This window comes from Pseudomonadota bacterium (assembly GCA_027620075.1).
In the GTDB taxonomy this organism is placed as follows: Bacteria; Pseudomonadota; Alphaproteobacteria; order Rickettsiales; family UBA6187; genus 1-14-0-20-39-49.
In genome coordinates, this window is sequence record JAQCEY010000005.1 from 30411 (window position 1) to 45538 (window position 15128).

Below are 15128 nucleotides of genomic sequence, written 5' to 3' on the forward strand. Positions count from 1 at the left end.
TTTTATAATGTCCTCTGTTCTTCTATAAGCTCAAATGCTTCAATGACATCACCGACTTTCAAATCTTCATAATTTTCAAATGCCATTCCGCACTCAAAGTTAGTACCGACTTCCTTCACATCATCTTTGAATCGTTTTAGGGTTTTTAATTTACCCTCATGGATTACAACGTTATCACGTAGTAGCCTTACTCCGGATCCGCGTTTTATATTACCGTCCGTTACATAACAGCCTGCCACCTTGCCGTGCTTGCTCATATTAAATACTTCACGTATTTCGGCATTACCGAGATATTGCTCACGAATATGCGGATCAAGCATACCTCCCAATATCGCCTTGATATCATCTATCAGATCGTAGATTATCGAGTAATAACGTATGTCGGCTCCTTCTTTTTGGGCAAGCTCCTTAGCTGCACCGTCAGCACGCACGTTAAATGCTAATATTATGGCATGTGATGCTTTTGCCAAAGCAATATCTGATGTTGATATAGCCCCTGCTGCCGTATGCAGTGCTTTAACCGCAACTTCATTCGTTTCAAGTTTGTCAAGGCTTCCCAAGATGGCTTCAACCGAGCCTTGTACGTCACCCTTAATAATAACGGGAAGTTGTTTTTTACCGCCGTCTTTTGCCTGCAAGAACAAATCTTCCAGAGTACCTTTCTTTTTCTGTGTGGCAGCTTTAAGGTCACGGCTGAGTTTTTGTCTGTATTCCTTAATCTCACGTGCTTGTTTCTCGCTATCTACTACGTGGAACTCAACGCCCGCTTCAGGAGCTTGGTCAAGACCCATTATCTCAACCGGAACAGATGGTAGTGCTTTGCTCAGTACACGTCCCTCGGCACTCTTCATTGCACGAACCTTACCGACTGCTTCGCCGACTATTACGATGTCACCGACTTTCAATGTACCTTTTTGAACAAGTAGAGTAGATACTACACCCTTGTTCTTATCGACTCTCGCCTCAACCACTATACCCGATGCCTTTCTATTAGGGTTAGCCGTAAGTTCCAGCATTTCAGCCTGAATAAGGATAGTCTCAAGGAGTTTGTCAAGGTTTTGCCCCGTTTTTGCGGATACTTCTACTGCCAGAACGTCACCGCCCATATCCTCTGTAACAAGCTCATGCTCTAAAAGAGATGTCCTTACCCTGTTAGCATCGGCTTCGGGCTTGTCAATCTTGTTTATAGCTATGATTATAGGGACTTCCGCCGCCTTAGCGTGGTTTATTGCCTCAACCGTCTGTGCCATTATGCCGTCATCGGCTGCCACTACAAGCACCACTATATCGGTAGCGTTAGCTCCGCGCTGACGCATAGCCGTAAACGCTTCGTGACCCGGTGTATCAAGGAAGGTTATCTTATGTTCTTTATCGACTTCAACCTGATATGCTCCGATATGCTGGGTTATGCCTCCTGCTTCACCTGAGGCTACTTTGGCTTCCCTTATCTTATCTAGAAGTGAGGTTTTACCGTGGTCAACGTGACCCATGAACGTTACTACAGGTGCTTTGTGTATAAGGTTGTCATTATTGTCTACACCCTCATCTTTCAGGATATCTTCTACATCCGCATCGGTAACACGTTTGGTTCTGTGACCGAATTCCTCAACCACCAGCTCCGCCGTATCGGCATCAATAGTCTGGTTTGCGGTTACCATCATGCCCATTTTCATAAGCGATTTTGTTACGTCAACAGCTCTTTCCGCCATTCTGTTTGCTAATTCCTGAACGGTGATAATTTCAGGTATTGTAACTTCACGTGTCTGTTTTTCTTTAGAGCCGTTGTCATCTTCGGCTGCCTTTCTGGCTTTTTCACGAGCTCTTCTTACCGATGCAAGGCTTCGCATGCGTTCTTCACCGTTATTGCTTAGTGCCTGTGCAATAGTCAATTTTCCTGAGCGGCGTTTTGTCTCGCTCACACGGGAAGGCTTGCGTTCTTCTTTCTCGCTTTCTCTGTCTTTTTTAGACTTATCCTTTACAGTTAAAGATAATTTTTCATTACTTTTTATCGGTTTTACGGAATCATTATCCGAGGTTGTATTATTTTCTGATGACCGGTTTTCTACCGGCTTCTTTTCTTCACGTTTTTGCTTCATTTCTTCGGCTAATTTTGCAGCGGCTTCAGCCTCTTCCTGCTCTTTTTTAGCTTTTTCTTCAGCACGTTCTTGAGCTATGCGTGCCTGCTCGGCTTCTTTTTCGTTTTTTTCTTTTTCATAGTCGGAAGCCTGCTGTAATACTTTCAGCCTTTTTTCCCTTTCGTTGTCGGTTAGACCGTCATTTCCACGCACGTCACTGTTACCGCCTGTGTTAACAGTGTTTTCGTTAGACAGCGTCGACGCAAAGCGACGCTTCTTACGCACTTCGACCTGTACGCTTTTTGCACGACCGTGCGAAAGGCTTTGCGACACGTGTCCGCCTTTTATGTCCCCAAGCTTTAGTTTCGATGAGCTAAGCGTAAGGGTTGATTTTTTACTTGTATTGTCTGTTTTTTCTGTCATTTTTTAAATTACTTCTTGTAAGTTTATAGTATTTATATCATTTTTGTTCATTAATATAAATACTATTTCACTAATTTTTCGTTAATTATTATTGTGATACGCTATTATATTAAAATAAAATTTCAATGTTATTTTTAAGCTTCCTTAGTCTTTTCGTCTTCTGCAAACCAACCGGCTTTTTCACGGGCAGTCATGATAAGACTGTTTATAGTATCATCGGATAATTCCGAATCAGGGATTATCTCAATAAACTCATCATGTGAAAGGTCTGCAAAATCATCAAGTGATTTGATACCGTTTTCACCGAGTTTGATAAGGACTTCACTACCCAACCCTTCTATTGCCTGAAGTTCTTTAGAAACTTTTAGCTTTTTAAGGGTGTCTTTACTATCAGCCTGTTTTTGTTCCAGATATTCACGCGCACGTGCCTGAAGCTGCTCTGCTATATCGTCATCAAAGCCTTCGATTGCCGATATCTCCGAAACAGCTACCATTGCAACTTCTTCAACGGTTTCAAAGCCTTCGGTAACTAGCAGATGTGCCATTATCTCATCAATGTTAAGCGCGTTTACGAACATCTCGGAAAGTTTGTTGAACTCATCGGTTCTTCTTGTGGATTCATCGTCCTCGGTCATTATGTCAATGTTCCAGCCAACTAACTCAGATGCCAGACGCACGTTCTGACCGCGTCTTCCTATAGCAAGGCTTAACTGGTCATCAGGCACCACGGCTTCAATGCGGTTATTGTCTTCGTCAATTACCACTTTTGCAACCTCGGCAGGAGCAAGGGCATTAACCAAGAATGTAGCAGGATCGGCAGACCATTGTATAATGTCTATCTTCTCGCCCTGAAGCTCGTTGATAACTGCCTGAACCCTAGCACCACGCACACCGACGCATGAGCCTACAGGATCAATTGACGATTCATTGGAGCTGACCGCAATCTTAGCCCTTGAACCGGGTTCCCTTGCAACTCCTTTTATCTCGATTATGCCGTCATATATTTCAGGTACTTCCTGAGTGAATAGTTTTGCCATGAATTCAGGTGCGGTACGTGACAAGAATATTTGAGGTCCTTTACGTTCCTGAGAAACTTTCTCTACATAAGCCCTTATTCTTTCATTTACCCTGAAAGTTTCTCCCCTTATTGAAGCATTACGCAAGATAATCGCCTCGGCATTACCTAAATCAACAATTATATTGCCCGATTCGACACGTTTTACCGTGCCGTTTATTATTTCTCCGGCTCTTTCTTTGAAATCCTCATACTGCCTTGCTCTTTCCGCATCACGAACCTTTTGCATGATTATCTGTTTAGCGGTCTGTGCTGCAACACGACCCAAATCAATCGGAGGCAAAGGCTCTCTTAATATAGAGCCTATTTCAAGAGTTTCGTCCTTTTCCTTAGCTATGGAAAGACGCATTTTGCCTTCCATTGCAGCTTCTTTATCAAAATCTTCCTCGGCTATATCTTCGGGAAGTTCAGGCTCGTAATCGTCAGCGACTATTTCAGATTCACGGAATAACCTTATCTCACCTGTTTTGCGGTCAATTTCGGATTTAATGGTACGGTCATGACCGTATTTTTTCCTTGCGGCTATTGCCACCGAATTTTCCATTGCATCTAATACAAGGTTTTTATCGATATTTTTCTCACGGGCAACCGCATCGGCAACCTGTAGAATTTCCGTATTTCCTATATTGCTGGATGTAAGCATAGTCCTTTCCTCTAATTTAACTGCTTAAATATTACTTTTTTTATGCATAGCCAGCAACTTGTCGTTTAAAACCAGCTTTGCGTTTTTTATATTATTAAAATCAACCTCAAATTCATGAGGTGCTTCAGGTGTTTTTATAGGCACTATGTTCGTATCTATAGTTATTATATCGCCTGCCACTTTTTTAATGTCGCCTCTGAATTTACGCTTGTCATCAATCTTGTCAATAACTTCAAATTTAACTTCATAGCCTATATATTTTTCAAAATCTTTTAACTTTACCAAGGGTCTGTCTATTCCGGGTGAGCTTACTTCCAGATTATATTTACCCAATTCGGATTCTTCCACATCTAATATAGCCGATATCCGACGGCTGGATTTTTCGCAATCGTCAATACCGATAGCAACACCGTCAAGGCGTTCTATCATGATCTGCAATATCTTGCGGTTATCATCACCTATCATAATAACTTTTACCAAATCATAACCCAAATCGTTCAACGACGGTGTTATAATTTTTGCAATCCTGCCTTCTAATGTAAGTTCTGCCTGCATTTATTTATAAAATCCGTATTTTACATAAAAAGAAAGGCGGGCTAGACCCACCTTATTCTTACAAACTTCCTAAAATCTTGAACGTACTGTACCATAACTATTCGCATTATGCAAGCGGTATGTTTGCAAAAACAGGGGATTTGGGGAAGTGATAATATAATAATTTTTATATTTTTTCTATCAAAATACTATTTTTTATAAAAAAACTTTACTTTTCGTATAAGATGTTTATCGTACATAAGAAGTTGTTTAGTAATTAATTTTTAAGACTATTTGTTGCGGGCGGTTTAACAGTCCTTTAATCTTGGTTCTTATAAAGGTTAATACAAGACTTACTCGCTCTTTTGAGCAATTTTATAATATAGTCATTAAGGAGGAATTTTACATGGCTAAAGGTACGGTAAAATGGTTTAACGCAACAAAAGGATTCGGTTTCATTCAGCCTTCAGATGGTGGAAATGATGTGTTCGTGCATATCAGTGCAATTGAAAAAGCCGGTCTTAACGGTCTTGATGAAGGGCAAAAAATCGCTTATGATCTTGAGACGAACAAGGGCAAAACATATGCGACGAATCTATCTATTTTAGAGCAGGTTGCATAACACGTTAAAAAAACATTTAAAGAAAAGGCAGGGGAATTTACCTCTGCCTTTTTTTGTTGGGGTTTGCAAATTTATTATTATATGCTATCTATGTTCCAATATTTGATATTAAAAAAAATTGTTCAATGAAAAAAATTGTTAAACCTGCTGCCGAGTACGCTCCTTTAATATTGTTTTTCGCAATATATAAAGGCTTCGATGACCTTATATTAGCTACGATAGTGCTTGTGGTGGCTACCCTGATAGGCGTGGGTGCTATGTATATGGCTTTTAAAAAAGTGCCGATGATGCCGCTTATAGCTGCCGCAATAGTTGCGTTTTTCGGTGGATTGACGGTTCTAAGCGGAGACGGGATTTTCATAAAAATAAAACCTACCGTTGTTAATGTTGTATTCGCATTGATATTGTTTGCAGGATTATTGAAAGGCAAAGGGCTTTTAAAATATATGTTCAAAAGTGCAATGCAAATGCCCGACAGGGCATGGAAAACGTTTTCTTTAAGATGGGCGGTCTTTTTTCTCGTACTAGCCGTTGCTAATGAAGTGGTATGGCGTAATTTTACCGAGGAATTCTGGGTTAATTTTAAAGTGTTCGGTCTTATGGGGGCTACATTTATATTTGTTATTACTCAGATTCCGTTTCTACAAAAGAATATAATTGAGGAAGATAAAGAAGATGAAGGAAAAACTTAAAACCATATTTGCGTTTTTATTAATTTTTTTCATATTTGTATTTGCAATTATAAATTTTCTTTTAACTAAGTACGGTAAAGAACATATCGAACTTTTTACTTCAAAGATATTTCAGGGCGATGCCACTATAGGGCGTTTACATTTAAATTTTTATCCTCCGGCAGTCGGAATTTTTGATATAAATATCAAAATAAAAGATGATAAAAGTCCGGTTAAAAATATAAAAATCAGTCGTATAGATTTAGGCTTTGATAAAAAAACATTATTTTCCGAACTGCTGATATTGCGTTATGTGAAAGTGATTGAACCGGAAATCATATTTGACGGTGAGGCACTTAATGCGAATCCCGTAAATAAGGAAAAACAGGAAGATGTGGTTTCAAGTGTTGAAGTGCCTGAAATTCAGGAGTATGTAAAACCGGATTTCAAGATAGTTGACCTGCAAAATGCGGAAATTGAAAAATCTTTTATTATTAGTAAATTAGATATAACAGATGGTAAAATAGTTCCGCTTGGCGAAAACGACAAATCGGAAAAAGAAGAATATAGGAAGTTACATGATATAGAACTTGAAAAGTTAGACAACTATTCGGGTTCTAAAATAAATGAGGCTGTCGTGCAGGAATTAGAAAAGGCTTTAAAAAACAAGCCTGATAAAGATAAGGAGCGTGAGGGAGAGGAAAATAAAGCCGAAGATACTACCCAAAAGGTTATTCAATGATAGACATAATTAAAAGATCAATTGTATCAATTACTTCAGCCGGACTGATAAGAACATCGGTTACATGCCTGCTTATAACAGCGGTTATATTGGGATTGTTTATAGCAACTGCTAATTTTGCTACATCTAATACGCAGATATCTTCATGGGGTTGGGGTGAAAAAGTAATAGATTACATATTAAATGCCGGTGCAGTACTGATGGCATGGTTTTTGTTTCCGATAGTAACCCCTGTAATTGCAAGCTTTTTTGTGGATAAGGTTGCTTCTGAGATAGAAAGAAGGGATTATCCGGGGCTTTTAAGTAAAACTCCCCATAAATTATCAACAATATTAAAAGAGGCTTTAAACTTCATGTTTATTATGTTGATATTGAATATTATATGCCTGCCGTTTTATCTGATACCGGTGTTTGGTTTGTCGGTCTATTATTTACTGAATTCATACCTTATAAGCCGTGAATTTTTTGAAATGGCGGCAGGGTGCTATTTAAGCCCTATTGAAGCTAAAAAGATGCGTAGGGGAAACCGATTGGTAATTGTCGGAAGCGGGTTTGTAATAATCTTAATCAGCAATACTCCGGTACTCAACCTGTTTGCACCGATTATTTCAATAACTATAATGGTTCATTTATTTTTTAAATTATATAAACAGAGTGTTTCAACGGCTTAATTGCATAGACCGGTTATTTTATTATATGCATCGGTGAAGCCGCTAAGTGAGTAAGTATCTATAGAGTAAGTGCCTATTTTTGACGTTCCCCTTAAAACCAGTTTGTAGCCCTTCTTCATTTTCTCTATGGCGGTAGCGTCATACTCATCGGTTTTAAACCATGCCGTTTCATCTCTAATCATGCTAAGTCTGTGTTCTTCACCGTCTATTATCATGCGTGGCTCGGTTCCCGATTTATAGGGATATCCGCCTGTGGCACTAATTTCTATAGCCTGTCCGCCAATGTTAGTGACCATAACATACGGTTCGCTACGGTTGCTGTAATTTCCCGTCTTACTTTTAGGGTAGCTGACCATGTAGCATAATTTAAAACCGTCCTTACTTCCCGTATATACCGACCAGTCACGAAAGGTGTTTTCAAGCTTTTGTGCAAAAGAATGTTGGCTATGTAATACACATATACCGAATAAAGTAATAAGCGTTAATGCGTTATATTTTTTTTTCATGACTGATATTAGATTTTCCCTTACTGTGTTAATCTAGCAGGATGTAATTGTAGCGTCAAATTATTTCAACAACGCCTAAGATTTTAAGGCGATTACCGACAAATTGCGTCCGTAATCACTTTCTTTTCTATGGCATGAACGGCGATAGCTAAAGAAATTATCTTCATCGGTATATGTGTCCATATTAACGTTGGTTACGGACTTTATGCCCGAATGTTTCAACTGATATTCTACATAAGCCGAAAGGTTGAACATATAGTGTTGAGGTTTTTCCGATGACATGAAGAACACCGTATTTTCAGGTGATTTAGAAATAAAACGGTCATAAAATTCCTTGCCTACTTCATAGGATTTTTGACCGATAGTAGGACCTATTACCGCCTGAATATTTTCTATGTCTGCTCCCAGTTCTTCCATTTTTTCTATGGTATTTTGCAAAATACCCGAAATAGTTCCCTTCCAGCCTGCATGAGCCGCACCTATAACTTTGTTCTCATTGTCAGCGAACATAACGGGGGTACAGTCGGCGGTTAAGATGCCTAAAACGGTATCGTTCGATTTTGTTACCATGGCATCGGCTTCTTTGCGTTCTTTAAAATTACCTTCAACTACTATCACGCTATCGGAATGTATTTGATATAGGGTATGAAGGTTCTCTTTTTCATAGCCTATATGAGCCATTGCAAGAAGCCTGTTTTTTTCAATGTTCTTGGGGTGGTCATTCGAACCGGCTCCCAGATTAAGCGACGAGTATATACCCTCGCTCACTCCTCCATGCCTTGTAAAAAAAGCGTGGACGATATTATTTTGTTTAGAAAATTCCTGACAGGTTATGGTCTTAGGTGTTTTTTTCATGATCGGCTTCTTTTAAAATCAGAAATTAAATTCCCACATAAAACATTGATTAGGTGAGGGCATATTAAAATAGTTATAGCCGGAATTAAAATTATCAAAAGGAAAAAGATTAGTAAAAGAAAAAGGGTTATCATCTATTGCGGTATTTTCGGGGAAAAAGCTAGAATAAAAATTTTCAAGCGAAAATAACGGAGAAAAAATATTATCGGAGTTTTCAAAATAAGAAAAAGGCTGAAAATAAGAACTAAAAGGAAAAGGTGTAATCGGATAAAATCCGATACATGCAGGTGCTGAAAATTTTATACTTGGCAATGATAGTCCTCCTGTTTTATACAACCTTTCTTCCTACTATGGCAGAAACTTTATAATTATTAAATAACCAATATAACTTACGCATTGAACGTTTCCATTTTGAGATGCTGATAAAAGGAATGAAAAAGCGTGTAAAATGCCTGAAGAATAACGTTAGGGGGCGTTGTTTTATTTTGTCCCAGTAATTGCCGTCCACTAAGATATCTTTTCGGATAATATCCTGACCTTCGAAAAGCTGTGCCAGTTCTTCGGGGGTAGGGCGGTACATAGTATCTATAGGGTCGTCATGTTGATGGTAGCTGCTCGGTACGGTAATGAAAAACAAGCCGCTTTGCGGTATCAGGCTCAAAAGCCTTTTTGCCAAATCCTCTTTATCTACAACATGCTCGAACATATGCGTACAGATGATAGCCTTGGCATTATAGGAGGCAAGCTGTTTTAATGCTTCATCATCAAAAATATCGGCACTTACATCAACGCCTTCGGCTTGCTTTAAATCGCAATGCACAACCTTAATGCCTCTTTCTTCCAGTGGTGCAAAAACGTATTTATGTATATGGGGCTGGTCTTGTTCACGGAATTTTTTAGTAGAACTTCCTATATTTAAAACAGGGGAAAGTTCCTCATCGGAAAATTGGGGTAATACCTTACCCAGCCATTTGGCATCACTTACCATCATATTTTTTTACCCTTTGCGGATTTGTGTATAATATTTTCATAAATATGAATAGTCTTAGAAGTCATTCCGTCAAGAGAAAAGTTACTTTGCACATGCCTTTTGGCACTTTTAGTTACCTCCTCTCTTTGTTTATCACTGATATCCAAAACTTTTTCAAGAGTGTTTTTAAATTCTTCCACATTTCCCGGTTCTACAAGCCAGCCGGTTTTGCCGTCTATGACGGTTTCACAAGTGCCGCCGTGATTCGTGGCAATTAGCAATTTTTCCATAGCCTGTGCCTCTACGGCTATTCTTCCGAATGCCTCTGGGCGTGTTGAAGCGGAAATTACGATATCGACAACGGTATAAAGAGCGGGCATATCCACTACATTATTTATTATGCGGATATTTCCGTTTAAACCTAACTTTTCGATTCTGTTAGTAAGGCGTTTCAGATATTCGGGGTGCTTGTTTATGCTTCCTACAAAAAGACATATATATTTGCTTTTATCTATTCCGACCAACGCTTCCATCAGGAAATCATGTCCTTTCCATTTAGTAAGCCTGCCGGGTAATAGTATAACCTGACGGTCAAGGTCAACATTTAGCTCTTTTGCTTTTTGCAATACCCTCCTTTCGGGGACTAAGTCCCTGTCAAAATGGTTCAGGTCAACGCCCCTATGTATCAGGTGTATCTTTTTTTCATCTATATCGTAGTTTTTGATTATATAGTCCTTTATAAAACCCGATACTGCTATTACTTGTTCACCTCGCATCATTATAGAGTTGTAACGCTTTTTAATAGGGTTGCCTATCGAGTATGTACCGTGTACGGTAGTCACAAAATGGCAGCCTGTTTTTTTACATGCAAAATATGCACTCCATGCAGGTGCGCGAGAACGTGCATGAACAATATCAACTTCATAATCCTCAATGATGCTTATTAAGGCATCGCTGTTCTTCCTTATCTGAAAAGGATTTTTTGAAGCTAAGGGAAGCTGTATATGTATTCCGCCGGAATTTTCTATCTGGTTGACCATATGACCCCCGGCAGATGCCACTATAGACTTAAAGCCGTTCTTGACCAATGCCTTTGACAACTCAACTGTGCCTCGCTCAACACCTCCTGAATGTAATTCGGGTAGAACTTGTAAAATTACAGGTTTATTTTTTGTTTGATTAGGGCTAATCTTATTTGTGCTACTAACTATCGGAGTTCTCCTTACTATGACACCTGAAATATTAAAATTGAATGAAAATCAATCAATCGCCTATCATAGAAGTGAAGGCGATAAAAGTAAACCTACAGTTATATTTTTAGGTGGGCTAATGTCAGATATGCAGGGAACAAAAGCACTTGCACTGGAAAAATTCTGTAAGGAAAAAAAATATGGTTTTGTCAGGTTCGATTATATAGGACACGGGCAATCAAGTGGAGAATTTACCGACGGCACTATAACCATATGGAAAAATAACGCTTTAGCGGTAATGGATAATCTGACGGAAGGTGAGTTGGTTCTGGTCGGCTCAAGTTTGGGCGGCTGGCTTATGATTCTGGCGGCTCTTGAGAGGAAGGGGAGGGTAGTGGGGCTTGTAGGGGTTGCTTCCGCCCCTGATTTTACCGAAGAGTTGATATGGGAAAAAATGAGCTTGCAGGAAAAGAGCGAATTAAAAGAAAAAGGCATATTCATGCTAAAATCCGATTATGGTGATGAGCCTTATCCTATTACGAAAGGTTTAATTGAAGACGGAAGAAAGAATATTATTCTTGATAAAAAAATAAATCTTGATTGCCCCGTAAGGCTTCTTCACGGTATGGAAGATGAAGATGTGCCGAATTATTTATCAATAGCTTTGGGGCAGCAGCTAACCACTGATAACATGTGCGTGAACCTGATAGCAGGTGGAGACCACAGGCTTTCTACCGATGAGAATATCAGTCTGATATGCGATACCCTAGGTGAGATGATAGATAATATGGGAAAGGTTTGGGACGATTAAAGTTCGATAAATGCAACTTTTATTATGTCACTTGTCACCCCGTCGTATGACGGGGTCTGGCAGTGCTTGCAACACCGCACCGGACCCCGTTATAAAAACGGGGTGACAAATCAACCATTAAACGTACAATTCCGTTAGTTTTTACTGTCATTCGCCGATTTAATCGGCGAATCCATTGCATAATTCCCGTAGATTCGCCGGTCAAGCCGTCGAATGACATCATGAAAAATGTTTATTGAATACTCTCTTTTATCAGATATCGGTTTTAAGCCACATTATTCTTTTTATTACCTTCGTATAGTACGTTAATTCCGGGTAGACCCTTGCCTTCAAGCCATTCTAAGAACGCTCCGCCGCCTGTGGATATATAGGTAAAAGAGTCGTTCAGACCTGAAAGACCTAGTGCGGCAACTACATCTCCGCCTCCGGCAACCGATTTTATTACCCCCGTTGAAGTAAGGTAAGCAAGGTTCTGAGCAAGTGTTATACTTGCCACATCGAAAGGTCTGTATTCAAATGCACCTAACGGGCCGTTCCATACGACCATTTTACATTTTTCTAGTTTTTCGGTAAGTTTTGCGATAGTTTTAGGACCTAAGTCCAGAATCATCTCGTCAGACGGAACTTCATCTATAGATACTACTTTACAATCGGGTGTGTTCCTTAATTCTTTTGCCACTACGGCATCTTGCGGAAGATATATCTCGCAATTATTATCTTTAGCTTTTGCTATTATATTTTTTGTTTCTTCAATAAGTTCTTTTTCATGCAATGATTTGCCTATCTTATATCCTTTAGCTTTTAGGAAGGTATTTGCCATAGCACCTCCTATCACCAAAAGGTCAACTTTTTTTATAAGTGAGTTCAGCAGGTCAAGCTTGGTAGAAACTTTTGAGCCGCCTACGATAGCCGCCATAGGGTGTTCACTATCTTTGAAAACGCTTTCAAGGTTTTCTATCTCGCTTTGCAATAACAGACCGGCAGCGGACGGAAGCTTTTTAGTAATACCGACTATTGATGCGTGCGACCTGTGTGAACAGGAAAAAGTATCATTTACAAAAACATCACCAAGGCTTGCAAGTTCTTTGACAAATTTAGCATCGTTATCTTTTTCACCTTTATGGAAACGCAGGTTCTCTAAAAGAAGCACATCACCGCTTTCCATTGATTCGACCGCTTCCTTGGCATGGTGTCCTATACAATCAACTGCGAATTTTACGAATTTTCCGTCTAGGGCGTTACTTAGGGCATCTGCCAGAGGTACTAAAGAAAGTTCCCTGTCAAATTCACCCTGAGGACGACCGAAATGCGAGATTATAACAACCTTTGCATTGTGTTGTATAAGATATTTAATTGTAGGGACTATCCTTAATATTCTCGTATTGTCCTCAACACGTCCGTTTTTCATCGGTACATTAAAATCAACACGGCAGAGTACTACTTTGTTATTTACGTTGAGATCTTTTAGGGTTTTTAATTTCATGTCCTGACAAGTGCTTTATTTTTACGAAGATATATACATGTAAAAATAAAAATTTACAAGCAACTAGTTATTACAAACGCTAAGTGAGCCGTCTATTAAATCGGATTTTATCCCCGAGCAGTCAAGAAGAGAATGGAATATTATATCATGACCGTGTTCTTTGCCTACTTCCGTCCTGATATTGCGGTATTTTTCGGGGTTATCCTCAATTAGTGAGTCTGAAAACCACATTAACATAGGAACATTATACTGTTCGGGGCGAATTATACCCTCTTTACGGTACTGACCGTGGAAGAAATAGCCGTCTTCACCCAGTGATTCGCCATGATCGGAGCTATATAAAACTATAGATCGTCTATCGTTTAACTTGCGGATTATTTCGCTGATAAAATAATCAGTGTGTAATATAGAGTTGTCATATGAGTTAGTTAGCCTTTCAATACCGCATGACGACATATCGTTTACTTTCTCACATCCGTTTAAAAAAGGTATGTGCTTGCAGGCTCTTTTAGGAAGGTCGTTATCGGAATCGGTATCTCCGTCACTGCATGTAGGAGACCACTTTTTAAAACCATTTTCGTATTTGTGGTCATAATTCCAGTGATTACCGCTTGAATGTATTATTAAAAAAAGATTTCCTTTATGGGAATCCAGAACTTTATCTATAGCCGGAAGTGAAACCGAATCTATTTCAGGTGCGTTATTGCCGAAGACTTCAACCAGTTCTACCTCTTTTAGGATATCCTGAATATCGGTTTCATGAAATGATGCGGAAATATTCTGCACATCCAGCCATATCGTTTTAAATCCCAATTTCCTATAAACACTTACAAGTGTTGTTTCGTGTACTTTTTTATTTGAGGTAGAACGGGTCAACATGCATGGAACTGAAATACCTGTCAAATTATCACAAGAGTTTACTTCCCCGAAATTTATCAGGTTTTGTACCTTGCTTAAATTAGGTGTTGTATCACGTTCATAGCCGTTGATTCCGAAATGGTCGCCCCTTGCGGACTCACCTATTATAAAAACAACCGTTAAAGGCTCTTCTTCTTTATAGAAGGCGGGAACATCGGATATATCGGTTTTCGGTAATTTATTCTTCTTTTGTGAGAAGTATTGTATAGTACTTTTTATGTAGTTATAAGGCATTTGTGAAGGCCGGTGGTTAAAATCGGTTGTGTATGTGGAAAAGGTAGATACGACATAAACACCGGCAAAAAACGAGAACATGAGGTTGCGACTCTTTTGATTGTCCTTATGGTCGTTCTTATAAAATAATACTGCAACAGTAACACCTATGAATACTGCAAGCATTGTCCATAAAATAAGGTTAACAGATATAACTGAAGCTATCTCGTCTTGTGTGCCTTCAAATAAAACAGATATTGACCTTGTTGAAATAACAACCTTAAACTTACTTATAAAATATGCGGCTATAGCACTAATTACGAATAATAAGGGCGTAAAAATAAGGAATATTAACCTGTGTATAGTAAGAAGGAATATTACGGCAAAAGCTATCTGGTAAGATTCAATAATGTGTAATATTAAATATGTTATCTGCTCGTCTTTTAACGCAGGATAATATTCTTTAAAGATTTGAAACCTGTTTATTACGACAGATGTGCTATATAGTAAAAAATATACTAATGAAACGCATAAAACAAATAACGGTCTGTTATATTTCATAATAAACTAAGAGATTTTTTATTAAAAATTATTTAAACAATATTTACTACGGTTACTACAATTAACAAAAGTTTTTAAGCATGATTACCTATTTGCTTTTTTTACCCGAAACTATTGATAGTTTTGTTGAAAAAAGTATAATACATATTATTAAGTAATTTGTTG

At 38.7% G+C, this 15128-nt stretch carries 14 protein-coding genes; 5 read left to right on the forward strand and 9 right to left on the reverse strand.

Going from position 1 to position 15128, the window contains the following annotated elements:
• Positions 1 to 2: 2 nt before the first annotated feature.
• The 3 genes from infB to O2942_07810 all read right to left on the reverse strand — a co-directional run bounded on the left by infB (position 3) and on the right by O2942_07810 (position 4771).
• The gene (gene infB / locus O2942_07800; GenBank protein ID MDA0782150.1) at positions 3 to 2498 is read right to left on the reverse strand and encodes a translation initiation factor IF-2; all 2496 of its coding nucleotides are present in this window, start codon (positions 2496 to 2498) and stop codon (positions 3 to 5) included.
• A gap of 134 nt (positions 2499 to 2632) precedes the next feature.
• Positions 2633 to 4216 carry a transcription termination factor NusA gene (nusA, locus tag O2942_07805; GenBank protein ID MDA0782151.1) on the reverse strand — a complete coding sequence of 528 codons (1584 nt, stop codon included), beginning with the start codon at positions 4214 to 4216 and terminating at the stop codon, positions 2633 to 2635.
• 24 nt (positions 4217 to 4240) lie between these two features.
• Positions 4241 to 4771 (reverse strand): ribosome maturation factor RimP, encoded by a 531-nt coding sequence (locus O2942_07810; GenBank protein ID MDA0782152.1) that lies wholly within the window; start codon positions 4769 to 4771, stop codon positions 4241 to 4243.
• Positions 4772 to 5156: 385 nt separating this feature from the next.
• On the opposite strand from O2942_07810, the gene O2942_07815 reads away from it, so the two are divergent.
• The 4 genes from O2942_07815 to O2942_07830 all read left to right on the forward strand — a co-directional run bounded on the left by O2942_07815 (position 5157) and on the right by O2942_07830 (position 7456).
• Positions 5157 to 5372 carry a cold-shock protein gene (locus tag O2942_07815; GenBank protein ID MDA0782153.1) on the forward strand — a complete coding sequence of 72 codons (216 nt, stop codon included), beginning with the start codon at positions 5157 to 5159 and terminating at the stop codon, positions 5370 to 5372.
• A 125-nt stretch (positions 5373 to 5497) separates the two neighbouring features.
• Positions 5498 to 6064: a septation protein A gene (locus O2942_07820; protein MDA0782154.1), complete on the forward strand. Its 567-nt coding sequence runs from the start codon at positions 5498 to 5500 to the stop codon at positions 6062 to 6064.
• Positions 6048 to 6785 (forward strand): hypothetical protein, encoded by a 738-nt coding sequence (locus O2942_07825; protein ID MDA0782155.1) that lies wholly within the window; start codon positions 6048 to 6050, stop codon positions 6783 to 6785. The genes O2942_07820 and O2942_07825 overlap by 17 nt, the downstream gene beginning before the upstream one ends.
• Positions 6782 to 7456 carry an EI24 domain-containing protein gene (locus O2942_07830; protein ID MDA0782156.1) on the forward strand — a complete coding sequence of 225 codons (675 nt, stop codon included), beginning with the start codon at positions 6782 to 6784 and terminating at the stop codon, positions 7454 to 7456. The genes O2942_07825 and O2942_07830 overlap by 4 nt, the downstream gene beginning before the upstream one ends.
• On the opposite strand, the gene O2942_07835 is transcribed toward O2942_07830, so the two are convergent.
• The 4 genes from O2942_07835 to O2942_07850 all read right to left on the reverse strand — a co-directional run bounded on the left by O2942_07835 (position 7453) and on the right by O2942_07850 (position 10944).
• A complete protein-coding gene (locus O2942_07835; GenBank protein MDA0782157.1) occupies positions 7453 to 7962 on the reverse strand; it encodes an invasion associated locus B family protein in 510 nt (169 codons plus the stop codon). The two genes, O2942_07830 and O2942_07835, sit on opposite strands and share 4 nt — an antisense overlap.
• A 75-nt stretch (positions 7963 to 8037) precedes the next feature.
• Positions 8038 to 8817, reverse strand: a complete 780-nt coding sequence (gene pgeF / locus O2942_07840) for a peptidoglycan editing factor PgeF (protein MDA0782158.1) — start codon at positions 8815 to 8817, stop codon at positions 8038 to 8040.
• 328 nt (positions 8818 to 9145) lie between these two features.
• Positions 9146 to 9808 carry a hypothetical protein gene (locus O2942_07845; protein ID MDA0782159.1) on the reverse strand — a complete coding sequence of 221 codons (663 nt, stop codon included), beginning with the start codon at positions 9806 to 9808 and terminating at the stop codon, positions 9146 to 9148.
• Positions 9805 to 10944, reverse strand: coding sequence for a glycosyltransferase family 4 protein (locus O2942_07850; protein MDA0782160.1), 1140 nt, complete (start codon positions 10942 to 10944; stop codon positions 9805 to 9807). The genes O2942_07845 and O2942_07850 overlap by 4 nt, the downstream gene beginning before the upstream one ends.
• A 70-nt stretch (positions 10945 to 11014) precedes the next feature.
• On the opposite strand from O2942_07850, the gene O2942_07855 reads away from it, so the two are divergent.
• Positions 11015 to 11788, forward strand: coding sequence for an alpha/beta hydrolase (locus O2942_07855; GenBank protein ID MDA0782161.1), 774 nt, complete (start codon positions 11015 to 11017; stop codon positions 11786 to 11788).
• Between the two features lie 265 nt (positions 11789 to 12053).
• Here the strand turns inward: O2942_07855 and O2942_07860 are convergent, their stop codons facing one another.
• On the reverse strand, positions 12054 to 13271 hold the full coding sequence (locus O2942_07860; protein MDA0782162.1) for a phosphoglycerate kinase: 1218 nt from the start codon (positions 13269 to 13271) through the stop codon (positions 12054 to 12056).
• 63 nt (positions 13272 to 13334) lie between these two features.
• Positions 13335 to 14963, reverse strand: a complete 1629-nt coding sequence (locus O2942_07865; protein ID MDA0782163.1) for a sulfatase-like hydrolase/transferase — start codon at positions 14961 to 14963, stop codon at positions 13335 to 13337.
• Positions 14964 to 15128: the final 165 nt, after the last annotated feature.